The 23,219-nt window shown below is 65.6% G+C and carries 24 protein-coding genes, 3 tRNA genes and 1 pseudogene; 17 read left to right on the top strand and 11 right to left on the bottom strand.

What is annotated here, in order from left to right; genetic code table 11:
• Positions 1 to 379 (top strand): hypothetical protein (locus tag B4383_RS26600; protein WP_035727278.1); only part of this gene is annotated, 379 nt, incomplete at its 5' end.
• Here B4383_RS26600 and B4383_RS06570 read toward each other — a convergent pair.
• Positions 376 to 1,350, bottom strand: a complete 975-nt coding sequence (locus B4383_RS06570; protein ID WP_006368646.1) for an IS481 family transposase — start codon at positions 1,348 to 1,350, stop codon at positions 376 to 378. The genes B4383_RS26600 and B4383_RS06570 overlap by 4 nt on opposite strands.
• A gap of 118 nt (positions 1,351 to 1,468) precedes the next feature.
• The gene (locus B4383_RS06565; protein ID WP_006368645.1) at positions 1,469 to 1,927 is read right to left on the bottom strand and encodes a hypothetical protein; all 459 of its coding nucleotides are present in this window, start codon (positions 1,925 to 1,927) and stop codon (positions 1,469 to 1,471) included.
• Between the two features lie 85 nt (positions 1,928 to 2,012).
• Between B4383_RS06565 and B4383_RS06560 the strand changes: the two genes are divergently transcribed.
• Both B4383_RS06560 and B4383_RS06555 read left to right on the top strand, forming a co-directional pair.
• Complete coding sequence (locus B4383_RS06560) at positions 2,013 to 2,495, top strand: hypothetical protein (protein WP_006368644.1); 483 nt, start codon at positions 2,013 to 2,015, stop codon at positions 2,493 to 2,495.
• An 89-nt stretch (positions 2,496 to 2,584) separates the two neighbouring features.
• Positions 2,585 to 3,025 (top strand): hypothetical protein, encoded by a 441-nt coding sequence (locus B4383_RS06555; protein ID WP_139360577.1) that lies wholly within the window; start codon positions 2,585 to 2,587, stop codon positions 3,023 to 3,025.
• Here B4383_RS06555 and B4383_RS06550 read toward each other — a convergent pair.
• Positions 3,022 to 4,104: a hypothetical protein gene (locus B4383_RS06550; protein ID WP_128646715.1), complete on the bottom strand. Its 1,083-nt coding sequence runs from the start codon at positions 4,102 to 4,104 to the stop codon at positions 3,022 to 3,024. The genes B4383_RS06555 and B4383_RS06550 overlap by 4 nt on opposite strands.
• Before the next feature lie 321 nt (positions 4,105 to 4,425).
• Positions 4,426 to 4,508 (bottom strand) — tRNA-Leu (locus B4383_RS06545).
• Between the two features lie 126 nt (positions 4,509 to 4,634).
• On the opposite strand from B4383_RS06545, the pseudogene B4383_RS27380 reads away from it, so the two are divergent.
• The 8 genes and pseudogenes from B4383_RS27380 to pknB all read left to right on the top strand — a co-directional run.
• Positions 4,635 to 5,057, top strand: a pseudogene (locus B4383_RS27380) (DUF3662 domain-containing protein); the annotation flags it as partial.
• Positions 5,058 to 5,207: 150 nt separating this feature from the next.
• Positions 5,208 to 6,152 (top strand): FHA domain-containing protein, encoded by a 945-nt coding sequence (locus B4383_RS06540; RefSeq protein ID WP_286143989.1) that lies wholly within the window; start codon positions 5,208 to 5,210, stop codon positions 6,150 to 6,152.
• Positions 6,153 to 6,302: 150 nt separating this feature from the next.
• Positions 6,303 to 6,767: an FHA domain-containing protein gene (locus B4383_RS06535; protein WP_078289602.1), complete on the top strand. Its 465-nt coding sequence runs from the start codon at positions 6,303 to 6,305 to the stop codon at positions 6,765 to 6,767.
• Positions 6,764 to 8,278, top strand: coding sequence for a protein phosphatase 2C domain-containing protein (locus B4383_RS06530; RefSeq protein ID WP_078289605.1), 1,515 nt, complete (start codon positions 6,764 to 6,766; stop codon positions 8,276 to 8,278). Before B4383_RS06535 ends, B4383_RS06530 begins: the two co-directional genes overlap by 4 nt.
• The gene (locus B4383_RS06525; protein ID WP_078289607.1) at positions 8,275 to 9,708 is read left to right on the top strand and encodes an FtsW/RodA/SpoVE family cell cycle protein; all 1,434 of its coding nucleotides are present in this window, start codon (positions 8,275 to 8,277) and stop codon (positions 9,706 to 9,708) included. Before B4383_RS06530 ends, B4383_RS06525 begins: the two co-directional genes overlap by 4 nt.
• A complete protein-coding gene (locus B4383_RS06520) occupies positions 9,705 to 11,216 on the top strand; it encodes a penicillin-binding protein 2 (protein ID WP_078289610.1) in 1,512 nt (503 codons plus the stop codon). Before B4383_RS06525 ends, B4383_RS06520 begins: the two co-directional genes overlap by 4 nt.
• Complete coding sequence (locus B4383_RS06515) at positions 11,213 to 12,475, top strand: serine/threonine-protein kinase (protein WP_078289611.1); 1,263 nt, start codon at positions 11,213 to 11,215, stop codon at positions 12,473 to 12,475. The genes B4383_RS06520 and B4383_RS06515 overlap by 4 nt, the downstream gene beginning before the upstream one ends.
• On the top strand, positions 12,475 to 14,361 hold the full coding sequence (gene pknB, locus B4383_RS06510; RefSeq protein WP_078289614.1) for a Stk1 family PASTA domain-containing Ser/Thr kinase: 1,887 nt from the start codon (positions 12,475 to 12,477) through the stop codon (positions 14,359 to 14,361). The genes B4383_RS06515 and pknB overlap by 1 nt, the downstream gene beginning before the upstream one ends.
• 4 nt (positions 14,362 to 14,365) lie before the next feature.
• On the opposite strand, the gene B4383_RS06505 is transcribed toward pknB, so the two are convergent.
• Positions 14,366 to 15,040, bottom strand: coding sequence for an aminodeoxychorismate/anthranilate synthase component II (locus tag B4383_RS06505; protein WP_078289616.1), 675 nt, complete (start codon positions 15,038 to 15,040; stop codon positions 14,366 to 14,368).
• A 69-nt stretch (positions 15,041 to 15,109) separates the two neighbouring features.
• Entirely contained in the window at positions 15,110 to 15,826 is a 717-nt protein-coding gene (locus B4383_RS06500) for a DUF881 domain-containing protein (protein WP_078289618.1), read from the bottom strand.
• Between the two features lie 236 nt (positions 15,827 to 16,062).
• On the opposite strand from B4383_RS06500, the gene crgA reads away from it, so the two are divergent.
• The 5 genes from crgA to B4383_RS06475 all read left to right on the top strand — a co-directional run bounded on the left by crgA (position 16,063) and on the right by B4383_RS06475 (position 19,973).
• A complete protein-coding gene (gene crgA / locus B4383_RS06495; protein ID WP_078289620.1) occupies positions 16,063 to 16,326 on the top strand; it encodes a cell division protein CrgA in 264 nt (87 codons plus the stop codon).
• A 121-nt stretch (positions 16,327 to 16,447) separates the two neighbouring features.
• The gene (locus B4383_RS06490; RefSeq protein ID WP_078289622.1) at positions 16,448 to 16,870 is read left to right on the top strand and encodes a PH domain-containing protein; all 423 of its coding nucleotides are present in this window, start codon (positions 16,448 to 16,450) and stop codon (positions 16,868 to 16,870) included.
• 58 nt (positions 16,871 to 16,928) lie between these two features.
• Positions 16,929 to 17,828 (top strand): class I SAM-dependent methyltransferase, encoded by a 900-nt coding sequence (locus B4383_RS06485; RefSeq protein WP_078289624.1) that lies wholly within the window; start codon positions 16,929 to 16,931, stop codon positions 17,826 to 17,828.
• A gap of 159 nt (positions 17,829 to 17,987) precedes the next feature.
• Positions 17,988 to 18,953, top strand: a complete 966-nt coding sequence (locus tag B4383_RS06480; RefSeq protein ID WP_078289626.1) for an SAM-dependent methyltransferase — start codon at positions 17,988 to 17,990, stop codon at positions 18,951 to 18,953.
• Positions 18,954 to 19,082: 129 nt separating this feature from the next.
• Positions 19,083 to 19,973 carry an SAM-dependent methyltransferase gene (locus tag B4383_RS06475; protein WP_176126764.1) on the top strand — a complete coding sequence of 297 codons (891 nt, stop codon included), beginning with the start codon at positions 19,083 to 19,085 and terminating at the stop codon, positions 19,971 to 19,973.
• A gap of 1 nt (position 19,974) precedes the next feature.
• Here B4383_RS06475 and B4383_RS06470 read toward each other — a convergent pair whose 3' ends face one another.
• Both B4383_RS06470 and B4383_RS06465 read right to left on the bottom strand, forming a co-directional pair.
• Positions 19,975 to 20,721: a rhomboid family intramembrane serine protease gene (locus tag B4383_RS06470; protein ID WP_286143997.1), complete on the bottom strand. Its 747-nt coding sequence runs from the start codon at positions 20,719 to 20,721 to the stop codon at positions 19,975 to 19,977.
• Between the two features lie 126 nt (positions 20,722 to 20,847).
• The gene (locus tag B4383_RS06465) at positions 20,848 to 21,384 is read right to left on the bottom strand and encodes a peptidylprolyl isomerase (RefSeq protein ID WP_139360576.1); all 537 of its coding nucleotides are present in this window, start codon (positions 21,382 to 21,384) and stop codon (positions 20,848 to 20,850) included.
• 116 nt (positions 21,385 to 21,500) lie between these two features.
• Here B4383_RS06465 and cwsA point away from each other — a divergent pair, with 116 nt between their 5' ends.
• Complete coding sequence (gene cwsA, locus B4383_RS06460) at positions 21,501 to 21,911, top strand: cell wall synthesis protein CwsA (protein WP_078289641.1); 411 nt, start codon at positions 21,501 to 21,503, stop codon at positions 21,909 to 21,911.
• 27 nt (positions 21,912 to 21,938) lie between these two features.
• Here the strand turns inward: cwsA and B4383_RS06455 are convergent.
• The 3 genes from B4383_RS06455 to B4383_RS06445 all read right to left on the bottom strand — a co-directional run bounded on the left by B4383_RS06455 (position 21,939) and on the right by B4383_RS06445 (position 23,216).
• Positions 21,939 to 22,011, bottom strand: a tRNA-Ala gene (locus B4383_RS06455).
• A 126-nt stretch (positions 22,012 to 22,137) separates the two neighbouring features.
• Positions 22,138 to 22,214 (bottom strand) — tRNA-Ile (locus tag B4383_RS06450).
• A gap of 48 nt (positions 22,215 to 22,262) precedes the next feature.
• Positions 22,263 to 23,216: a DUF3566 domain-containing protein gene (locus B4383_RS06445; protein WP_078289644.1), complete on the bottom strand. Its 954-nt coding sequence runs from the start codon at positions 23,214 to 23,216 to the stop codon at positions 22,263 to 22,265.
• Positions 23,217 to 23,219: the final 3 nt, after the last annotated feature.

The following is a 23,219-nucleotide window of genomic DNA, read 5'->3' as shown; positions in this document are numbered from 1 at the left end:
GAGTGTCGTCGTCAGCAGCTCGTTCGAGTTCAAAGAGGATTTCGGTGAGGATTTGGCTTCACTGCTGGGCACGCTAGCCAAGAAGGTCAGTGGCCGCATCCGGTCGATCGACCCGGACGTTGTGGTCGTTCGCCGCGCGGATTGGAACCGCAACACCGGAGGCCAGCGTGGACCTCGCTTGCGCCTGCTAGCGGAGGGGGCGATCACAGGGGCTGCTCACGAAGTAGTGCAGGCGACGAGGATTCGCACAGGGAAGGAATGCGGCACGGACTACGGCGCGTCGAAGGCGCAGATCGACGCCGACGCCTCACAGGTCCATGGAGGCAAGTATTCCGAGGCTACAGCGGCTGCACTCTGCGGATTGGTCGCGGGCGCCTAGTTGTTGAGGCCGGGGACGTTGTGAACGCGTAGCCGTTCGATCGGGGTCTGGCCGCCGATGCCGGAATGTGGTCGGTGGTGATTGTAGTGATGCAGCCAGGCCGGGTAGGTGTCGGCGCGGGCTTCGTCGCTTCGGTAGAGCTGGGCGTATGCCCACTCGGCGGCGAGAGTGCGATTGAACCGCTCGACCTTCCCGTTGGTCTGCGGTCGATATGGTCGGGTCCACTTATGCGTCGCAGTGCCGAGGGCGGTGTTGAAGGCCTTCGAGCGGTAGCAGGATCCGTTGTCGGTGAGCACCCTGCGGACGATGATGCCGTGCTCGGCGAAGAACAGCTCCGCGCGCCGCCAGAACGCGGTCGCAGTCTCCTGCCGTTCGTCGGTGAGGATTTCTGAGTAGGCCAGTCGGGTGTGATCGTCGACCGCGTGGTGCAGGTAACTGTAGCCGCGGCCCTGCTTCTTGTTGTGTCGATTGCCGACGATCCGACCGAGCTTACGGTGCCCTCCGCCGTCCGGGATCCTCCCGAGCTTCTTGATATCAAGGTGAACGAGATCACCTGGGGCGCTGTGCTCGTAGCGAATCGGCCGGGGCGCCCGAACGAGTAGTCCGGTGGCTTGATCGAGGTGCCGAAGCAGCGGCATCCGGTAGCGGCGCAGCACCGCCGCGACGGTCGAACGCGGCAGACGCAGGTGGTAAGCGATCCGCGCCGGGCCCCACCGCCGCTGAAATCGCAGGGCGATGATCCGGCGTTCACGCCGCCGGCTCGTCTGCCCCGGACAACGGTGCGGACGACTGGACCTGTCGGCCATCCCCGCCGCGCCCTGCACGCGGTAGCGATCGGCCCACCGCTTCGCGGTCACCGGCGAACAGTTGAACCGTTCGGCGGCCCGGTGCAGCGGCCACCCGTCGTCGACGACACAGCGGGCCAGGGCCAGCCGGCCCCGATCGGTCAGGAAAGCATTACCGTGAGACATGAGGACCTCGTGGTGATCGGCGTGTGTGTGGTAGCCACACCGATACCCGAGGTCCTCACCTACCTACCGAACGCCACGCCGTTCACAACCTCCCTGGCCAGTACACCTAGTCCGACGACTAGATCCCGGGCTCCGGCCCGAAGTGGTTGGTGATGATGCTGGCGATTTGCTCTTCCCGATACGCGGAGTGATCTAGCAGCTCTTGCTGAGCAGCCAGGGCCGCGTACGCGTCGGCGAGTTGGCTCGTCAGTCGCTTGACGATCTCACGCATCGCAGTGTGGTCGTCGCGGGCGCTCGCGTAGGCAAGTGCGAGTCGGTTGATGTCGTCAATCAGATGCGCATCGACAGGAGGGCGCGTCGAGGACCTGGACTGCCGCTTTCGTGGTCGCTGTGCTCGGCGTTCGACCTCGGCCTCCAGTGAGTGAACGAACACCCGCGGAGCGTTGCGTACAGCTCGCTGCCCCTGTGGTTGCGCCGGGCCGGTCAATACGCCATCACGGAGCAGTTGTTGCGCCCGCTGCCGCGTCACGCCGAGCCTCTCGGCGGCGAGCGCAAGCGAGACGGCCTCCTCCTCCATCAAGCAAGCATGCGTTACGCAATTTTGCTTATCAAGGCCCCGATCTGAGTTACATTCATGGGATTAGGAGAGTAAACTTGCTTATATGACGGTCTCCTTGCTTTCGGATGTTCTCGAAGCGCAAACACAGAACGCGCGTTTGCGCGGCGAGGATCTTCGCCGCGCTGGTGAGTTCATCGCAGCTCACGCCGTCAAGGCCGGGCTCGCGGTGTCAGCAGTTGACCGCACATCTGAACGCCTAGTTGCAGCCGCGTCCATCGCCGACGGGAACGTGCTTGTCGTAGACGAGTCGGAGCGATTGGACGGTCAGCGTGTCCTGCTCGTTGCCGGACACTGTGCTGGTCCGATGGGTATCGCGGCGCAGGCCTCGATCGCCCGAGCACTCGGCGCAACGTGGGTCGAGGCGATGTACGTCGCCGTCGATCCTGGGGACTGGTCCATTCCCGGGGTCGATGCCTTGGCAACCCTCAAATTGCAGGATCTCGGCCGCGGGGCTGCCGAAGGCTCACCTGACCTGGATGCTGGTGTGTCGTTCTCTTCTGAGGGGGTGGCGTGCGCGGCCGGGTAGCGTCGGCGGACACGATGGGATCGGTGACCCGAGCGGTCGAAGCTTCCGGCTGGTCAGGAGTTGTGCTTCCACGCACGAGCGTGCTGGGCGTGTCTCTCTTTCCGGTTGTCGCGATAGATCAGGCTGTGTGGGCGGAGCGGATATCGAACAATCAACCGCCCGAGCATGATCGGTCGACGTTGGCGGTCTGGGAATCCTGGATCCACGAGTTGGGTGATTGCCCGCCTCGCAGTCCGCTGACAATCGTTGGTTTCGTCTCAACGGCGGCCCAGCCTCAGTACGCCCTCGAGGCGTTAGGCAGGGTGTCTGGGTTCGGTGCCGGAATGTGGGTTACTCAAGCTGAGTCACCACGGTCGATCACCCTGGCTGAGTTCGATGTCGCTGATACGTGGGTCGTTCGCGAGCGGGACTCGGCGGTGCTCGTAGAAGGCCGTCCGGGTCCGGCGGCGACTGCGTGCCGGATGACGTCGACTAGGCACAAGGAGGAACAGCTCTTTGCGTGGGCACTCGACGTTGGTGTGGGCATCTAGACGCTGACGCGTGGCGTTGCGGCGAGCCAGGCCTTGACGGCCTTGTGGGGCTTCCATGGCTGCGACCGAGCAGTCAGCAATTGTGAGTGGTTCTTGATGGCCTGCTCGCATCGGTCTCGCCATTCTCCTGGCCTGGCCGGCGCGGGGTGCTCAAGCAGCTGCCTGGCGATCTGTGCTTGTGCTGCCAGCGAGTGTTCCATGGCCGCGCTGGCGACGTCGCTCTGGTCGAAGAGCCACGCCAGAGAGCGCCCATGGCACACGCTGCATGAGCACCTCCAGACAGGCGATTGCGGATTGGTGGTGATGCCACCTTCGACCTTGTCGAGCATGTAGTACGACTGCAGCCTGGGTACGTACACCGACGGCGGAGGTGTGAAAACTTCGTCGTCACCATCGGTCGCCGGATACAGATGCCTCAATCCTGATCGAACACCAACCGAAACCGCTGCCGCACCATGCGCGAGCGCTCCCAGTACGGATGTGTCCGAGCGCAGCAGCAAGGTCGGAACGTCGCACCTGAGTACTTCGATAAGTCCGGCGACGGTCTCCTTGTGACGCAGTGGGTCCGATTCGGATTCGAGAACGAGGGCAACTGGGCGTCCAGTGGCGGTGATCACCTCGATCAGCGTGTCGAGGTTGGCAGTAAGCCAGTCCGTGGCCAACGGCAGACACACCAACAGTCGATCGGAGTGCGTCCCCCATCCGAGGACGGACTTGAGCGACTCGCCGTCGCCCTTCGGAATGTAGCCGGAGTCCGTCATCGCCCACGTCAGGCCTGCTGCGAATTGATCGTTCACCCACTGCTCGGACATCCCGGTCGCGCCGACTCGCCGTGAGTTCCCGGTGTATTGGGCTGCATCGAGGAGGATTGCAGCGCGTTGATTCTCCTTGCGAAGGCGCTTCAGCGCGCGGCGAGCAGTGGCCGCACTTCGGCTGGCGACCACGGCACCAACGTTGTCCGTCGCCGTCAAAGGTGCAACGACGTCAAGGGCGCCGGCGGAGATGTGTGCCATGAACGGTGGTCCGAACTCCGGAAGTTCGGCACAATCGTCGAACTCGAGTGCTTGCGCGATCCCCACGGTGACCCCCAGATCGTTGACTTGGCCGTCTCGCCTCGGGATGTACGGGATCAACCTCGTCGATCGACTTCACCTATACCAGCAGCGACGTGTGATGCGCCACCAACTACGCACCTCAGCTATGCCGCCGAAACCGGACTACGTCGCGGCGCCAGGCGCGCGCGACACCCGTGCTTCTATCGCCTCAACGAGATCCGGGGGAGCACGGCCGCCGTCATCGGCATTCGCCAATCGAACGGCTCTGGTGACCAAAAAACCCGAGGTCACGGACTCATTTGAGTTCGCGACCTCGGGTCCAGCAGTTCATAGAACTGCTCCTTGTGGGCGAAGGGGGACTTGAACCCCCACGTCCCGAAGGACACTGGCACCTGAAGCCAGCGCGTCTGCCATTCCGCCACTCGCCCCAACGACCGCGAGAGCCTATCACGCTCCGCGCCCCCTCTTTTAACCGAGAACGCCCAGCGAAAGCCCGCGCACGCACGCTAATCGTCACATACGGCGAGCGTAGAAGGCCTCTTGGTGCCAAGACGATGTCGTCTCGTAATAGAGGAGCGGGTGCTGACGATCATCAAACCGATACCATCTACTCGAGATCCGCCCGTGGCGGTGCGCTGTGTCATGCGCTCAGAACTGCCACGCGATCGCCGAAAGGAGGAGGCATGGGAATTGTCCAGCGCTTCGAGCGCAAGCTTGAAGACGTGGTCGGCGATGCCTTCGCCCGCGTATTCGGCGGCAGCATCGTCCCTCAGGAAGTGCAGGCCTCGCTGCGTCGCGAGGCCGCCGACGGAGTCAGGTCCGCGGGCCAAGGGCGGCTGCTGGCTCCCAACGAGTTCTTCGTTCTCCTCAGCACCGGAGATCACGAGAAAGCGGCCGATGACCGCGATCTCGACCCAGACACGTTCGCCGAACACCTGCGCGAATATATTCGCGATCAGGGGTGGCAAACGTATGGTGAAGTTGTTGTCCGATTCGAACAATCACCGAACTTGCACACCGGCCAGTTTCGTACCCGCGGTGTGGTCAATCCCGATACCAAGCGGGACCGTACACACGGCGCCGTGACGACTGCCCCTTCGACCCCGGATTCACAACCAGGAGCATCCATGACTGACAACCCAGGTCCCCAGCAGGGACGCCCCGGCGAAGAGTACGGCCGAGAGGACGATCGGTACGGGCGTCCCGATCAGGATCCGCGCGGTCAGCAGCCCCCACAGGGCGACCAGGGATACCCCCCGCGCCCGGGCGGCTACGAGGGCGGCGGCTACGGACAGGGCCAGCAGTACGGTCAGGACTACGGCCGCCCGCCGGCCGGCTACGAGCAGGGCGGCTACCCGCCGCGCCCGCCGCAGCAGGGCGGATATGAGCAAGGTGGCCGCGGTGGCTACGAGCAGGGCGGGTACGGAGCCCCGCCTCAAGCACCGCAAGGCGGCGGGGAGTACGGCCGCCCGCCGGCGCCTCCGCAGCAAGGTGGCTACCCCGCCCCGCCACAGCAGGGCGGATACGGCGAGCCTCCTCGCCCCAACTACGGCGAGTACGAGCAGGGCGGTGGGTACAGCGCACCGCAGGGCCCCCCTCCGGGCCAGGAGTACGGTCGTCCCCCCGCGTACCCCCAGCAGGGTGGCTACGGTGCCCCGCCGCAGGGCGGATACGGATCACCCCAGGGTGGTTACGGGGAGCCCGAATACGGCGACTACGAACACGGCGGCTACCAGAGCAGCCCCGACTACGGCGCACCCACCGGAGGTGGCGCCGGAGCTGGGCGCACCACCGTCACGTTGCAGCTGGACGACGGCAGCGGCCGCACCTACCAGCTGCGTGAGGGCACCAATGTGATCGGCCGCGGTCAGGACGCCCAGTTCAGGCTGCCGGACACCGGCGTCTCGCGTCGTCACCTCGAGGTGCGCTTCGACGGGCATGCCGCACTGCTGTCGGATCTCAACTCAACCAACGGCACCACCGTCAACAACGCCCCGGTCACCGAGTGGCAGTTGGCCGACGGCGACATCATCCGGCTGGGCCACTCCGAGATCATCGTTCGGGTGCAGTAGGACCGCATCGGCACCACCGCGTTCGACACAGGCTGCACGTATCGGGCCCCGCCCGATAACCCAGCCAAGTATCGTTGCCCTGCCGAATATGTCCGGTCTCCGGACACCCTCGCCGAGGCGCGATGGACCAGCGAGAGGAACGACAACCGGATGCAGGGACTGGTGCTCCAGCTCACCCGCGGTGGGTTCCTGTTGCTGCTGTGGGTGTTCATCTGGTCAGTGCTGCGCATCCTGCGGACTGATATCTACGCCCCGACCGGTCAGTTGATGGCCAATCGCGGTCTCAACCTGCGCGCCATTCGTCCCGCGAAGGCGGGCCGGCGGCAGATGCAGTACCTCCTGGTGACCGAGGGCGCCCTGGCGGGCACACGGATCACGCTCGGCACGCAGCCCATTTTGATTGGTCGCGCCGACGACTCCACCTTGGTCTTGACCGACGATTACTCGTCGACGCGGCACGCGCGGCTATCGCCACGCGGGTCGGATTGGTACGTCGAGGATCTAGGATCGACCAACGGCACATATCTGGATAGGGAGAAGGTGACGACGGCACTGCGGGTTCCCCAGGGGACGCCGGTACGTATCGGTAAGACAGTGATCGAGCTGCGCTCGTGACACTGGTACTCCGCTACGCCGCGCGTAGCGACCGCGGACTTGTGCGGTCGAACAACGAGGACTCGGTCTATGCCGGAGCCCGTCTCTTGGCATTGGCCGACGGTATGGGCGGTCATGCCGCCGGCGAGGTCGCCTCTCAGCTGGTCATCGCCGCATTGGCGCCGCTCGATGACGACGAACCCGGTGGCGACCTGCTGGACACGCTCGCCGACGCGGTCTACTCGGGTAACGGGGCGATCGCCGATCATGTGCGCGCCGAACCGGAGCTGGACGGAATGGGCACCACCCTGACGGCCTTCCTGTTCGCCGGAAAACGGTTGGGCATGGTGCACATCGGTGACTCGCGCGCCTATCTGATGCGCGACGGTGAGCTGGCCCAGATCTCCAAGGACGACACCTTCGTCCAGACTCTTGTCGACGAGGGGCGCATTACCCCGGAGCAGGCACACAACCATCCGCAGCGCTCGCTGATCATGCGCGCGCTCACCGGTGCGCCCGTCGAACCGACGCTCATCATGCGTGAGGCGCAGGCCGGGGACAGATACCTGCTGTGTTCGGACGGGCTCTCCGACCCGGTCAGTCACGAAACGATCGCCGAGGCGTTGGAAATCCCCGATGTCTCCGCCGCGGCCGACCGGCTCATCGAGCTCGCCCTGCGCAGCGGGGGACCCGACAACGTCACCGTGGTCGTCGCCGATGTGGTGGAGCTGGACTATGGACAGACCCGGCCGATCGTGGCGGGAGCGATATCCGCCGATGCCGATACCGACACCCCTCCGCCGAACACGGCGGCCGGGCGCGCCGCCGCGATTCAACGCGCCCTCAAAGAGCCGGAGCCTGCCGAGGACGAATCCGATCCCGACACAACCGATTCCGATCCCACTAGGCCCAAGAAACGCAGGCTGCGCTGGTTGATCGCGGCGGTGCTCGTGGTCTTGATCGCGCTGTCCGGACTGGCGATCGGCCGTCGCGTGGTGCTGAACAACTATTACGTCAGTGCCTACGAGGGCAACGTCTCCATCATGCAGGGCGTCCAGGGCTCACTCCTCGGTTATCGACTGCAGCGGCCCGACCTCGTCGGTTGCCTCGATAGCCGTGGGGACATGTCGTTGGTGAGCTACGGCGAACACGCATCGGGCTTGTCCTGCAAGTACTTCAAGGTCTCCGACCTGCGGCCGTCCGAGCGTCAGCAGGTCGAAGCCGGCCTGCCCGGCGGCACCCTCGACGAGGCCATCGGCCAGTTGCGCCAGCTCACCAAGAACGCGCTGCCACCGTGCCCGCCGCTAGCTCCCAGGACGCCACCGCCCGCGCCGACCACGGCCGGACGCACCCCGTCCACCACATCCGGTTCCGCCACCACCACAACGACCACCACGCGGCCGTCCCCCACGCCTACGTCCGCGACGAGCCCCGGCTCGAGCACCACCCCGACCACAACATCCACTCCCGCGCCGGCGCCATTGCCGGCGCCACCACAAGAGCCGGGCGTTACCTGCCGGACTGTGTCATGACGACGGCGCCCCAAACCGCTGTAGTGGCCCGTGGGGCAGGCACCGCGCCACCGCCCCAATCCACACGACGCAGTGCGGAGTTGGGGCTCCTCGGCTTCGCCGCCGCGATCACCACCGTCGCCCTGATCCTCGTCGAGGCCAACCTCGAGCGCGGTCTCTCGTTAGACCTCCTGAAATACGGCCTCGCGTATCTCGTTCTCTTTACGTTGGCGCACCTCGGAATTCGCCGCTACGCCCCCTACGCCGATCCGCTGCTATTGCCCTGCGTCGCGCTGCTCAACGGCCTCGGACTGGTGATGATCCATCGCCTGGACCTGGCGAAGGTGGCCGCCGGTGACGGCACCGAGACCCTGGAAGCCAACGCGCAAGTGCTGTGGACTCTGGTCGGTGTCGCGGCACTTGTGGGTGTGCTTGCGGCCGTCAAGGACCACCGCATGCTGGCGCGATACGGGTACACCTTTGGGATCGTCGGCATCGTCTTGCTGGCCATCCCGGCGCTACTGCCATCCTCGACCTCGGAGAGAAACGGCGCCAAGATCTGGATCGAGTTGCCGTTCTTATCGATTCAGCCCGCCGAGGCCGCCAAGATCCTGTTGCTGGTGTTCTTCGCCGCCTTCCTGATGACCAAACGCGACCTGTTCCGCACCGCCGGCCGCAGCTACTGGGGCGTGGAGTCGCCGCGGGCCCGGGACCTCGGCCCGCTGCTGGCCGTATGGGCAATCTCGGTGGGAGTCATGGTCTTTGAGAAGGACCTCGGCACCTCGCTGCTGCTCTACACGTCTTTCCTGACGGTGCTGTACATCGCCACGGCACGGATCAGCTGGGTATTGATCGGGCTCGGTCTCTTCGTCGTCGGTGCGTTTCTGGCGTACTTCCTATTTGCGCATGTGCGCGTGCGCGTCGAAACCTGGCTCGACCCCTTCGCCGACGCGGACGGCAACGGGTACCAGATGATGCAGTCGCTATTCAGCTTCGCCACCGGAGGCATCTTCGGCACCGGCCTCGGAAACGGCCAGCCGGGCACAGTTCCCGCCGCCTCAACGGATTTCATCATCGCCGCCATCGGTGAGGAACTCGGACTGGTCGGCCTGGCCGGAGTGCTGCTGGTGTTCACCATCCTGATCGTCCGTGGTTTCCGCACCGCGCTGGCGGTGCGGGACAGCTTCGGCAAGCTGCTCGCCTCCGGCCTGTCGGCGGCGCTGGCGCTGCAACTGTTCATCGTCGTCGGTGGCGTCACCAAACTGATCCCGCTGACGGGACTCACCACGCCCTGGATCTCCTACGGTGGGTCGTCACTGGTGTCCAACTACGTGCTGCTGGCCATCCTCCTGCGCATCTCGCACATCGCCCGCCGGCCGCTCACCACCAATTCCGCACCCAACGCCGCCCCCATCGCGGAGGCCCGCACCGAACTGATCGATCGCGTATGAACACATCGATCCGCAGGGTGTCTCTCGTCGTCATGGGATTGGTCGTGCTGCTGCTCGCCAATGCCACCCTCACCCAGGTGTTCACAGCGCCTGGCCTGCGCGCAGACCCGCGCAATCAGCGGGTGCTACTCGACGAATACTCGCGCCAACGGGGACAGATTTCGGCGAGCGGGCAATTGCTCGCCTCCTCGGTGGCGACCGACAGCCGCTTCCGGTTCCTGCGGCAATACGCGGATCCGTTGGTGTACGCGCCCATCACCGGCTTCTACTCGCTCAACTACTCGAGCGCCGGACTGGAGCGCGCCGAGGACAGCGTGCTCAACGGATCCGATCCCAGGCTGTTCGGCCGGCGCCTCGCGGACTTCTTCACGGGTCGCGACCCGCGGGGCGGCAGCGTGGTCACCACGATCCGCCCCGACGTGCAACAGGCCGCCTACGACGCCATGCACCGTGGCTGCAAGAACGGCTGCCGCGGCTCGGTGGTGGCCCTTGAGCCCTCCACCGGAAAGATCCTCGCGATGGTGTCGACGCCCTCCTACGACCCCAATCTGCTGGCCAGTCAGGACTCCGCGCAGGAGAACGAGGCCTGGAAGCGACTGCAGGACGACCCCGCACAGCCGATGCTGAATCGCGCCATTTCGCAGACCTACCCGCCCGGCTCTACCTTCAAGGTGATCACCACGGCCGCGGCGCTGGCAGATGGCAAGACGGTCAACACCGAGGTGACCGCGTCGCCGACTATCTTCCTTCCGGGGAGCAACGCAACCCTGGAGAACTACAACAGAGCCTCCTGTGGCGGCGGCGACAACACCACACTCCAGGAGGCGTTCGCGCGCTCCTGCAATACTGCCTTCGCCAAACTCGGATCCGAACAGCTCAAGCGGGACAAGCTGGTCAAGGCCGCGCAGGCGTTCGGTCTCGACCACGAGCTCGACGGCATTCCGCTCCAGGTGGCTACGTCGACCGTCGGACCGATGTCCGACGACGCGGCCGTCGCGATGTCGAGCATCGGGCAAAAGGATGTCGCGGTGACCCCGTTACAGAACGCGATGGTTGCCGCGGCCGTCGCCAACAAGGGCGTGCTGATGCAGCCGCACCTGGTCGATAGCCTTAAGGGCCCAGACCTTTCGAATCTGTCCACCACCAACCCGGATGACATCGGCCAAGCCGTGACACCCGCTATCGCGAACACATTGACCCAACTGATGATTGCCTCAGAACAGCGCACCGCGCAGACCGGTGCCATCCCCAGCGTGCAGATCGCATCCAAGACCGGCACCGCCGAGCACGGCACCGATCCGCGCAACACCCCGCCGCACGCGTGGTATATCGCCTTCGCGCCGGCGTCGAGCAGCACCGATCCTCAGGCCACGCCGGTCACCCCCCAGGTGGCCATCGCGGTACTCGTCGAAGATGGCGGAGACCGCGCACTGGCGGCCACCGGCGGCTCCGTCGCCGCACCCATCGGGCGACAGGTCATCGCCGCAGCACTACAGGGAGCCTCATGACGGTACGTGTGGGAGAAACGCTTTCGGGTCGCTACAGATTGCAGCGGCTCATTGCCACCGGCGGTATGGGCCAGGTGTGGGAGGGCACCGACAGCCGACTGGGCCGCAAGGTGGCCGTGAAGGTGCTCAAGGCCGAGTTCTCTTCGGACCCCGAGTTCATCGAGCGGTTCCGCGCCGAGGCACGCACCGTCGCCATGCTGAACCACCCCGGCATTGCCAGCGTGTACGACTACGGCGAGACCGATATGGACAGTGAGGGCCGCACCGCGTATCTGGTGATGGAACTGGTGCACGGCGAGCCACTGAACTCAGTGCTCAAGCGCACCGGCCGCCTATCGCTGCGTCACTCGCTGGACATGCTGGAGCAGACCGGCCGCGCCCTTCAGATAGCACACGCCGCAGGACTGGTGCATCGCGACGTGAAACCCGGCAACATCCTGATCACGCCCACCGGTCAGGTGAAACTCACCGACTTCGGCATCGCCAAGGCGGTGGACGCCGCCCCGGTCACCCAAACCGGCATGGTGATGGGCACCGCCCAATACATCGCCCCCGAGCAGGCGCTGGGCCATGACGCCACCCCGGCCAGCGATGTCTACGCGCTGGGAGTCGTTGGGTACGAAGCGGTTTCGGGCAAGCGCCCGTTCTCCGGGGACGGCGCGCTGACAGTCGCGATGAAGCACATCAAAGAAACGCCGTCGCCGCTGCCAGCCGACCTGCCACCGAACGTGCGCGAGCTCATCGAGATCACTCTCGTGAAGAACCCGCAGAACCGGTACACCAGTGGCGGCCCGTTCGCCGACGCGGTGGCCGCGGTGCGTGCGGGACGTCGCCCACCCCGGCCCAATCAGGCACCCACCATCAGCCGGGCCACGCCGGCGGCCATTCCGCCCGCCACCCAGGTGCGGCCCGCCGTCGGGGCACCCAGCCGGGTCGCCCCGCCCACCTCCCGCACCCGCCAGCCCACGGGCTCACACCGGCCGCCACCACCCCGGCGCGGTACGTTCTCGCCCGGCCAGAAGGCCCTGATGTGGGCGGCCGCGGTGCTGGGCATCTTCGCGATCATCATCGCGGCACTCATCCTGTTGCGAGCTAGCGAGAAGAAGACCGACATACCGCTGCCCTCGGCAACAACCTCGAGCAGCGAGGCATCCTCAAGTCCAGGTTCAGCTTCGCCAGGAGCGCTTGCGCCAGCTAATATCGTGGCTCTGCTTCCGGTCAACGAACCGGACCCGATCACTGGGACGAAATCACCGTAATGACCACTCCGCAGCACCTTTCGGACCGCTACGAGCTGGGGGAGATCCTCGGCTATGGAGGCATGTCCGAGGTTCACTTGGCGCGCGACCAGCGGTTGAACCGTGACGTCGCCATCAAGGTGCTGCGCGCTGACCTGGCCCGGGATCCCAGCTTCTACCTGCGTTTCCGCCGGGAGGCGCAGAACGCCGCCGCGCTGAACCACCCCGCGATCGTCGCGGTCTACGACACCGGTGAGGCCGAGACACCCACCGGGCCGCTGCCGTACATCGTCATGGAGTACGTCGACGGCATCACCCTGCGGGACATCGTCAAGGACGACGGCCCCATGCCGATCCGCCGGGCGATCGAAGTCATCGCCGACTCATGCCAGGCGCTCAACTTCAGCCACCAGCACGGCATCATCCACCGCGACGTCAAGCCCGCCAACATCATGATCAGCAAGACCGGCGCGGTGAAGGTGATGGACTTCGGGATCGCGCGCGCGGTGTCGGACGCCGGTGTCAGCGTCACCCAGACCGCGGCGGTCATCGGGACAGCGCAATATCTTTCGCCGGAGCAGGCGCGCGGCGAAACCGTGGACGCTCGTTCCGATGTCTACTCGCTGGGCTGCGTCCTATACGAATTGCTCACCGGCGAGCCGCCTTTCGTCGGTGATTCACCCGTCGCGGTGGCCTACCAGCACGTACGCGAAGATCCGGTGGCGCCGTCCAAGCGCAACCCGGAGATTCCGCCCGGCCTGGATTCCGTTGTGCTCAAAGCACTTTCGAAGAATCCCGATAACAGGTACCAGAACGCCGCCGAGATGCGCACCGACCTGATGCGGGTGTATCAGGGCGAGCAACCGGAGGCCCCGAAGGTCCTCACCGACGCCGAGCGCAGCTCGATGCTCAACACCCCTGCCAACTCCAAGGCGTACCCGGCCACCGGGCCCCAGACCAACCCGCTTCCCAGTCATTACGCGGAGCCGCGGCGCAATCCGCTGAGCCGCTGGCTGGTTGGCCTGGCCGCACTGGTGGTGCTCACCGTGGTGGTCACCTTCGCCATCATCTTGGGCAGCGGGCCCTCGCGCGATGTTCAGGTTCCGGATGTGACCGGCAGGTCGCAGTCCGAGGCCGTGGCAGCGCTGCAAAACCTCGGTTTCAAGACCAAGATCCAGAAGAACACCAGCTCAAAGCTCGCTCCCGACAAGGTCATCGACACCGACCCCGCGAAGGGCTCCACCGTTACCGCGGGCTCCGAGGTCACCCTCAACGTGTCCATCGGACCGGAGAGCCAGCAGGTACCTGACTGCCACGGCCTCAGCTTCGGCGACGCGGTGAAGAAACTCCAGGGCGCCGGTTTCAAGGGCACCTTCACCCAGAGCGAGACCAAGTCACTGCCCGAAGACAAGGGCCGGGTGATGGCCACCAACCCGCCGGCCGGGCAGTACTCGGCTGTCACCAACAACATCACCATCGTTGTCGGCAAGGGCCCGGGAGAGAAGCCCGCTCCGGATCTTGTCGGCCAGAATGTCGACGTCGCCCTCAAGAACCTGCCCACCTACGGCTTTACCGCGCCACCCACCGTGATCCCGGTTCCCAGTCCGGAATCGAAGGGTCAGATCCTGAGCACGAATCCACCGGCCGGAACCATGTTCCCCGAAGACGGGGTCATCGAGATTCGGGTGTCCTCGGGCGGACAGTTCCGCATGCCGAACCTCGTCGGTAAGTTCTGGACCGATGCCGAGCCGATGCTGTACCAGGCCGGATGGCAAGGCGGGGGACTGAGCACCGAGGATGTGCCGTCCGACGGCGGCAACAGGGCTCGCGTGGTCTCTCAGGATCCGCCATCGGGTGCCGGTGTCGGATACAACGGACCGATCAAGCTGCGCTTCGGCGCTGGCTAGACCGTCAGCCGCCGAGCGCGGCCACTCGTCCGCTGACCCCGTTGAGCGCCGAGGCGACCTCTGCCTCGAGCGAACGCACCAGCGGTTCATCAAGGGGCGCACCGCAATAGGTGAGCCAGTTGGCCAACATCCGGTGCCCACCCTCGGTGAGGATCGACTCGGGGTGGAACTGCACGCCGTGGATCGGATGCTCCGTGTGCATGACACCCATGATCACTCCGCTGGCGGTGCGGGCGATTACCCGCAGCCCGTCGGGCACGGTCTCGGGAAGGATGGTCAGCGAGTGATACCTGGTGGCCGTGAACGGGTTTGGCAGACCGAACAGCACCCCGGCATTCTCGTGTTCGACCGTACTCGTCTTGCCGTGCAACAACTCCGGTGCCCGGTCCACGGTGCCGCCGAACGCGACCCCAATCGCCTGATGCCCCAGACACACCCCGAGGAGCGGGGTGCCCGTCTTCGCACAGGAATGCACCATCGCGACGGACGCGCCCGCGCTCTCCGGCGTGCCCGGACCAGGACTGATCAATACGCCGTCGAAGTCGGCGGCCACCGCGTCGGTATCGGCCAGCCGTGGGTCGTCGTTGCGCCACACCGTCGCGTCCACACCGAGCTGGCCCAGGTACTGGACCAGGTTGAACACGAAGCTGTCGTAGTTATCGACGACCAGGATGCGCACAGGTCAAGGGTACGGACCCGCGCCAGCGCTTTCCCAGCCGGTTTACCCGGAGGGCCGACGAACAGGTGTCTACGGGCCCTGCAACGGAACCGCACGGCCAGGACCCACCGCGTCCCGATACCCGGCCACCTCAAGATGATGGCCACGAGTCACCGTGTACCCCAGGCCAAATCGCGCAACGTATTGCCGATACAGCGTCACCAACGGAGCCGCGTCCAGCGCTGCCTGCATGGCATCGGCATCGCCGATGGCCGTGATCACGTAGGGCGGGCTGTAGGTGCGACCGTGCAGCAGCAGCGTGTTGCCCACACATCGCGGCACCGAGCTTGCGACCAAGCGCTGGTCATCCTGCATCTGGATCGCCTCGGCGCCCGCGCTCCACAAGGCGTTGAGCACGCCCTCGACATCCTGCTGATGCACCACCAAGTCATCCGGCGACGCATCGCGGGGGAAGCGGCCGTACGAGTCGCGCTTGGCATCGGTGAGCGTCACCACCAGACCAGGGCCGGTGACGGGCTGTACTCCCGCGGCGTCGGCCATCTCGCCCGTCTCGGCGAGTGCCGCCGCCACCTGGCTGTCGCCCCCTGCCGACTGCTCGCGCGCGGCCGCCATCTCACTGGCCAGGCCGTCGCGGGCGGCACTGAGCCTGTCGACCGACTTCTGCGTCTCACGCACCAGATCCACCAGCCGAGGCGATGGAGAGTCGCCCCGGCGGATCTCGTTGCCACCCGACACCGTGTGCGTCGCGGCCAGCAGAAAGCCGGCCAGCGCACACACCAGAGGCACGCCGACCCGCCAGATGAGGCCCCCGCGATCGGGAGGGGCCCCCGGTGCGCGCTGGGGGTCCGCCCCTCGTGCGGGGGCCTCATCGGGGCCTGAACCTCTTCGCGCTAGGGGCTCATCGGCGGTCACCAGAAGATTGTCGCAGCACCGCGCTGTAACCTGCGTAAGAACCCATAACGACTCCGGCCACCGCGATCCGTCGTCGTGCCGCCATATCCGAGATGCTTCCGAGGTAGTCGATGCCCAAGTCCAAGGTCCGTAAGAAGTCCGCGTTCAACGCGACCACCGTTAGCCGCACCCCGGTCAAGGTGAAGGCCGGTCCGTCGAGCGTCTGGTTTGTCGCGCTCTTCCTCACCCTCATGCTCATCGGCCTGGCCTGGTTGATGGTGTTCCAGCTCGCCGCTCAGCACATCACCTGGATGCTGGATCTGGGCCCGTGGAATTACGCCATCGCGTTTGCCTTCATGATCACCGGGCTGCTGCTGACCATGCGGTGGCGGTGACAAAACACCTGACCGATCCCATGTTGCCGTTGCCGGTTCGGTTAGCACCCGTTTCCATCGAGTCAACCCGCGAGACACCCAATCACAACGATGTGATTTATCCCCACTGTGGATAACGCCTGTGGATAACCCGCCCGCCTCCGCCACCGAGTGGGGCCCGAAACCCGCCGGCATCGCCGCCGCGGCGCTGGTCGGTGTCGCCTTCGGTATTGCCGTCTTCTTTGTCTCTGATGCACCCGGACGACTGCTGGCCACCGTGGCCGCCCTCGGTCTGCTGGGATTCGCCGCCGTGTCCTGGCGGTGCCGCCCGAAGTTGCGCATCGTCGACGAGGGCCTCGAGCTGCAGGGCCTCACCCGTGTCACGCTGCTGCCCCGGGCCACCGTGCACTCAGTGAAGGTCACCGAGTTCCGCAGGCTCGGTCGGCGCACCCGGCTGCTGGAGATCGAGTCCGGTGATGACCTGCTCGTCTTGAACCGCTGGGATCTGGGTACCGACCCACGCGACGTGCACGAAGCGCTGCGCGCCGCACGCTATCGGGCGTGAGGACTTCAACGCGCGTATCGTTGCCTTAGGTAATTACTCCTAGGTAAGAGGCGGGCACATGACACGGACCGACGGCGATCAATGGGACATTGTCAGCAGCGTCGGTTTCACGGCTCTCATGGTGTCGTCATTCCGCGCCCTGGAGACCATCCGGGCTGAGCCGCTCATCCGCGATGAATACGCTCGCGCCTTCGTCGAGGCGTCCGGGGAGCCTCATCTCACCGAGGCGCTGGCGGCCCCCAAACCCGAATCCGAGTGGGACGCCGCCACCACCTACCTGGTCAATCACCTCGCTGTTCGTACCAAATACTTTGATGAATTCTTCACCACTGCAACGTCTTCCGGCATCCGGCAGGTGGTAATCCTGGCCGCCGGCCTGGACGCGCGGGTCTACCGGCTGCCCTGGCCGGCCGGCACCGTGGTCTATGAGCTCGATCAGCCGAAGGTCCTCGAATTCAAGGACCACGTCCTTGCCGAACAGAACGCGACACCCCTGGCAGAGCGCCGCGAAGTCGCCGTTGACCTTCGCGACGACTGGGTGGCGGCGCTGGAGACGGCGGGCTTCGACGCGGCCAAGCCGACGGCGTGGCTCGCGGAGGGCCTGCTGGCCTATCTCCCCGGTGCTGCCCAGGATGCGCTGTTCGAGAGCATCACCGCGCATTCCGCACCCGGCAGCTTCCTGGCCACCGAATGGCGCCCCCGGGTGGCCACCGCCAGCCAGTGGCAGGACGCCGTGAACAAGCTCCGGCCTGACTTCCTCAAAGACATCAGCATCGGCGACCTCATCTACGACGATGAGCGCAAAGACCCGATCGAGTGGCTCAGTGAACACGGTTGGCGGGTCGACACCACCAACCGGCTCGAGCAGGCCGCCGACTACGGGCGGCTGGCTCCCAGCGACCACAGCGATATCACTTCGCTGTGGTCAGACGCCTACTTCATCTCCGCCACGCGCTAGCCGTCGCGAACGCGGCAGGCGGGGGCGCAGGGGTAGGACCTTCCGTCCCGCCTCGACTAAAGTCTCCCACGCAATCGGTCACAAGGGTGCCGTCTGTACGAACAGGCTAATGGGCAAAGGCCTGTCATTTGACGGTTGGGGGATTGAGAGCTGAGTTTCATGTCGGGAGACGGCCATAGCGGCGGATTCGTCCGCCAGGGCATGCAGATTGGGCTGACCATCGCCGCCCTGCGGGTACTCGAGGCCCGCCGCGCGAATCCTTTGCTGTTCGACGAGCACGCGCGAACAGTCCTCGAAGCGGTAGGGGACCCTCACACACTGGCGCTCCTGGACACCGGCCTCCGTGAGGAGCCGTCGACGGCGGATGAGCTCCGCACATCCCTGCTGACCAACTACGCGGCGGCGATGTGCCGGTACTACGACGAATCCCTGCTCGCCTGCGTCGAGAACGGCAACCATCAGGTGGTGCTGCTTGCCGGGGGACTCGATACCCGCGCCTACCGACTGTCCTGGCCCGCCGGAACCGTCGTCTACGAAGTCGACTACGCCGAGGTCCTCACGCTCAAGATGAAGGCGCTCGACAACGCGGGTGTCGAGCCTCGTACCACCCAGCGCATGGTCCTGTGTGGACTCGGTGATCGGTGGCAGGCGGAGCTGAGCCTTGCCGGATTCGACCCCGATGCCCCCACCGCATGGCTCGCAGAATCCGTCATTTGCAACCTCCCCGGCGGCAGCCAGGACACCATGTTCGAGCGGATCATCGAAATGTCGGCCCCCGGCAGCACCATTTCGACGGACAACGACGCGGTGGCCCCCTCGGGGCGGGCATGGGGCGACGTTGTGGACGCCATTCTCCCGGACGCACTTCGCGGCGCCGACTACTCGGCACTCGCGCACTACGACGAACGCACCCCTCCCGGAGATTGGCTGTCCGGACACGGGTGGCTGACCCGGACACGCACCACCCGTGAACTGGCCCAGCGCTACGGCCGGCCGTTCGGCGGCGCGCTGACCCCGGATTTCGATGATCTCGCGGACCGTCGTTTCCTCACCGCGACGCTGCCGAGCGACTACCTTGCGCATCCCGCGCAGCGCCCCCCATGCGATGAGCCCACCGCGCCGTGAGGTTCGGTCCCTAGCTGGATCCGCCGGTTAGCTTGCGCGACACCATCGCGGATTGCCGGCTCCCTGGATATCTTGAAGGCAACGTGCAGGAAGGCAGGTGGTTCCTTGGACGGTCAACGGGAAAGGGCCGTGACTTCACCGGCGCACAAGTACCAGTTCGACCTGATCGCCGCGGCTTTGCGTGCATTGGAAAGTCGGCGCGGCCATCCACTGATCAACGATCCGCTCGCGGCGGTCCTGGTTGCTGCGGCGAACGAGCCCCTCAGTAGTGCCTTCCTCGCGACAGGATTTCCCGAAAACCCATCGGCAGCCGACGGCACTTTCCTTCTCATCAACGCGTCGGGAATCTTCACGCGGTACGGCGACGACTTCATCGCCACGGAGCTCCAGCTGGGAACCCGGCAAGTCGTGCAGGTCGTCGCGGGCCTGGATACTCGGGCCTACCGGCTCGCGTGGCCGCTGGACGCCGTTCTGTATGAGGTGGACCATCCGCACACGCTGGAGTTCCGCGGCCGCGTGCTCAAGGAGCACGGTTCCGTCGCGGCCGTGACGCAGCGGCTCGTGCCCGTGGCGACGACGGCGAGTCCGTGGGTCGAGGATTTATGCGCCGCAGGCTTCGACCCGGAAAAACCTACCGCGTGGCTGATCGCGCCGCTGATCATGGCGGGCCTACCCGGCGAGAGTCAGGATCAGCTGTTCGAACGAATCATTGAGCTGTCCGCGCCGGGTAGCGCCATCTGCAGCGACGCCAACATCTTCTTGCCCTCGACCGAGACCTGGGAATCACTCGCCGAACCCGTTGTCCCCGAAGATATCCGGGCCGCAAATTTCTGGATGCTGACATATCCGGGCTCCCGCATGCCACCCGCGGATTGGCTGACGGGGCACGGCTGGATCACCGAGGTACAAACGGCCGCCGAGATCGCCGCGTACTACGAGCGTCCCTTCACCGACGATGTGCCGGACATCGTCAAGCAGCACACCCAATGGCAGTTCCTCAAAGCCAAACTGCCCTTGTGAGTTAACCGGTGTAGGTGAGCATCCTCGCCACGATGAGCGCGACCGACAACGCGGTCACCACGGCCGCCAGCACCCAGGGCATCGACGGCTTCTGGGCAAGGTCCGGCGTGCCTACCGCGCGGCACACCTCGCGGTAGTACAGCAGCGCACCGGCGCTCAGTACGCCGAACAACAGTCCGCCCATATGCCCGGCCAACGAGATGCCCGGCAGCGAGACGCTCAGCCCGATATTGAGCACCAGCACAATGATGATGGTCTGTGGGTTCAGACGCTCCCGCAGATACAGCACCAGCGCCGCACCCAGCAGACCGTAGATGGCACCGGAGGCGCCGGCCACCAGGGCATTCGGGCTGAACCACATCGCAATGGCGCTACTACCGAGCAACGCGGTGCCATAGATCGCGGCGTATCGCTCGCGGCCGAAGGCGTGTTCGAGCCCGGGCCCGATCAACGCCAGCGAGAGCATGTTCACCCCGATGTGCATTAGACCGAAGTGCAGGAAGCCCGCGGTGACGGTGCGCCACAACTCGCCTTGTGCGACCCACGGCAGGTACAGCACCAGGTCCCGGAACAGAGGGCTGGTGGTGGCGGCCATCGTCTCATCGGTGCCGCCGACCACGGCGGCATACACAAGCACGTTGACGGCGATCAGCGCCCAGGTGACCCAGGCCCGCGCCTGCCGCAGCGGTTTGACCTGACGCACCGACTTGGCGCCCTGCTGGACGCACTCGACGCACTGTTGCCCCACGGGCGCTGATCGCATGCAGGCCGGGCATATGGGACGCCCGCACCGCACACAGCGCACCGCGGTGGCCCGGTCCGGGTGCCACGCGCACCCGTAGACCGGTACCTGTCCGGGATGAGCCATCAAGACCTAACTGATGGTGATGGAGTTGATCACGACGTCCTCGTTGGGACGGTCGCCGCGACCGACGGAGGTGGAGGCGATGGCGTCGACAACCTTCTGGGAAGCCGGATCCACAACCTCACCGAAGATGGTGTGCTTGCGGTTCAGATGCGGGGTCTTGCCGACGGTGATGAAGAACTGCGAGCCGTTGGTGCCCGGTCCGGCATTGGCCATGGCCAGCAGGTACGGCTTGTCGAACTGCAGCTCGGGGTGGAACTCGTCGGCGAACTGGTATCCGGGGCCGCCGCGGCCGGTGCCGGTGGGGTCACCGCCCTGGATCATGAATCCATCGATGACGCGGTGAAAGACCGCTCCGTCGTAGAACGGGCCGGTGGCCTCACCCTTGGCGTTCTTGGTGGAGTAGTCCTTGCTGCCATCGGCGAGACCGACGAAGTTGGCAACGGTCTTCGGGGCGTGATTGCCGAAGAGCGCGATGACGATGTCGCCGCGGTTGGTGTGCAGGGTGGCGGTTTGTGTCTGGATTGGTGAAGTCACGACGACCACCTTATCCGCGCCGAAAAGACATTCATGCGGATGTTTCCCAATAGGTGGTGCAAAGGTGGCAATCTGAAGTACCACTCATTCTTGAGATCACCGCCCGACGAAGGGACCCGCTGACGATGAGTCTGCTGACCAAGAACGCTGAACCTGCCGTGAAGCTGACCTCCGGGGAGCGCCTGGTGCGTGGACTCAAGGAGGCGGCGCTGGCCCCTATCGACGTTTCGCGCGGTACCGCCGGAATCGGCTTCGGGCTGGCGAAATCGGCGACCAGCGTGGCGGGGAAGCTGCTGCGTCGGGGTAAGGCGGTGTCTTCGGAGGTGCAGGACGCTGTCGCCGATGTGGTGGACACCCTGCCTGAGGTGGTCAGCGGTGCCCGCAAGCGCAAGCTGCCGCGCGCGCTGACCGGGCTTGCGGTCGTGGGCCTGCTCGGTGTGGGCGCCGTCGCGTTCAGCGTGCTGCGCCGCTCGGGACAGCCGGAGCCTTCGACGCTGGCGCCGAGTGTGGATCCGCAACCTCAGCCGTACGGCTGATCGGGTCGCGCAGAACGGAAACTTGAGTGGAGCCTAGGAGAATCGAACTCCTGACATCTACCTTGCAAAGGTAGCGCTCTACCAACTGAGCTAAGGCCCCTCACCTGCTGCTGTGTGCCACACTTCCATGTTGTTGCGCGCCACGGTGATGGCTGCCGCGTAGGCCACGCCGAGCAGTGCGAGCACCAGCAGCAGCACTCTCACGTGGTGGACCTCCCAACGAGTGTGGTGGGGCTAGGAGGACTCGAACCTCCGACCTCTTCGTTATCAGCGAAGCGCTCTAACCACCTGAGCTATAGCCCCTGAACCGAACGCAGAGATTACCGCACGGAAGGGGTGCATCCCAAACCGTTAGTCGCGATCGGCCAGTGTGACCTCGATACCGCCGACGAGATCGGTGGTTAGGTTGTAGATGAACGCACCGATAGTGGCGGCTGCGGTCATCAGGACGATGTTCACCAAACCGATGAGCAGTGCGGTGCCGAAGATGGTGCCACTGGACACCAGCTCGCCGCCGCCGCTGTTGGTGATGAGCTCGCCGACGTTCTCGTTGAGCTTCGACCACACACCCATCGCACCCAGCACCAGATACAGCATCGCGACGGCGATCATCCAGACGAAGAAGAACACCACCGACAACACCAGTGACACCTTGAGGGTCGCCCACGGATCGACACGGCGGATCTGCATGGCGGCGCGAAGCGGCCCGCGGCGGGAGGGACCAACCGTCACCGCTGAACTGCTTTGTGCCGCTTCACTTCTGCGCGGCGGGCGGGGAACCGGCCCCGACAGGTCGGGCAGGTCGTTGTTCTTGGGGGCGCGCACGGGCTCCTGCGCGCTCGCCTCGCCCCACGGGGTGCCCGAACGCACAGGCTCGGGCCGTTCCGGTCGTGCGGAGTTCTCCGGACGTTCCGGTCTTTCGGAACGCTCCGGTACCTCGTCGTACGGCTCGGGTTCCAGCTCGGGCTCGGGTTCCGGCCGTTCCAGCGGGGTGTTGAATCCGGCCGGGGCGGCGGTCCCCGAGATGAACCGGTTGAGCCGGGCATCCAGGCCCGCGGAGGGGCGAGTGGTGGGTCGCGGTGCCGATGTCGGTGCGGTCGGCGGTGCGGTGGCGTCGTCGATGATCGGAATGATCTCCGTCGGTGCGCCACCGGGCCGCGGCTCCCTGCTAGGAACCCGCTGCGGACCGGTAGCGGCGGCGTGTGAGCCGCGCCGCCGCTCCGCCCGCTGCCAGGGAGGCAAGTCCACCTGGTCCACGGGGCGTTCGTTGGCGCCAGACTCCCCCGGATCGTTCGGTGAACTCACCTA

This window comes from Mycobacterium sp. D16R24, from assembly GCF_002013385.1.
Lineage (GTDB): Bacteria > Actinomycetota > Actinomycetes > Mycobacteriales > Mycobacteriaceae > Mycobacterium.
Note: the sequence above shows the minus strand (reverse complement) of the source record. Positions and strands in the feature narration are given on the sequence as shown.

Coding starts and splice junctions, on each gene's coding strand:
- B4383_RS06570 (WP_006368646.1), bottom strand. CDS start 1,350: ATGTCTCACGGTAATGCTTTCCTGACCGATCGGGGCCGGCTGGCCCTG.
- B4383_RS06565 (WP_006368645.1), bottom strand. CDS start 1,927: ATGGAGGAGGAGGCCGTCTCGCTTGCGCTCGCCGCCGAGAGGCTCGGC.
- B4383_RS06560 (WP_006368644.1), top strand. CDS start 2,013: ATGACGGTCTCCTTGCTTTCGGATGTTCTCGAAGCGCAAACACAGAAC.
- B4383_RS06540 (WP_286143989.1), top strand. CDS start 5,208: ATGACTGACAACCCAGGTCCCCAGCAGGGACGCCCCGGCGAAGAGTAC.
- B4383_RS06535 (WP_078289602.1), top strand. CDS start 6,303: ATGCAGGGACTGGTGCTCCAGCTCACCCGCGGTGGGTTCCTGTTGCTG.
- B4383_RS06525 (WP_078289607.1), top strand. CDS start 8,275: ATGACGACGGCGCCCCAAACCGCTGTAGTGGCCCGTGGGGCAGGCACC.
- B4383_RS06520 (WP_078289610.1), top strand. CDS start 9,705: ATGAACACATCGATCCGCAGGGTGTCTCTCGTCGTCATGGGATTGGTC.
- B4383_RS06515 (WP_078289611.1), top strand. CDS start 11,213: ATGACGGTACGTGTGGGAGAAACGCTTTCGGGTCGCTACAGATTGCAG.
- pknB (WP_078289614.1), top strand. CDS start 12,475: ATGACCACTCCGCAGCACCTTTCGGACCGCTACGAGCTGGGGGAGATC.
- crgA (WP_078289620.1), top strand. CDS start 16,063: ATGCCCAAGTCCAAGGTCCGTAAGAAGTCCGCGTTCAACGCGACCACC.
- B4383_RS06485 (WP_078289624.1), top strand. CDS start 16,929: ATGACACGGACCGACGGCGATCAATGGGACATTGTCAGCAGCGTCGGT.
- B4383_RS06480 (WP_078289626.1), top strand. CDS start 17,988: ATGTCGGGAGACGGCCATAGCGGCGGATTCGTCCGCCAGGGCATGCAG.
- cwsA (WP_078289641.1), top strand. CDS start 21,501: ATGAGTCTGCTGACCAAGAACGCTGAACCTGCCGTGAAGCTGACCTCC.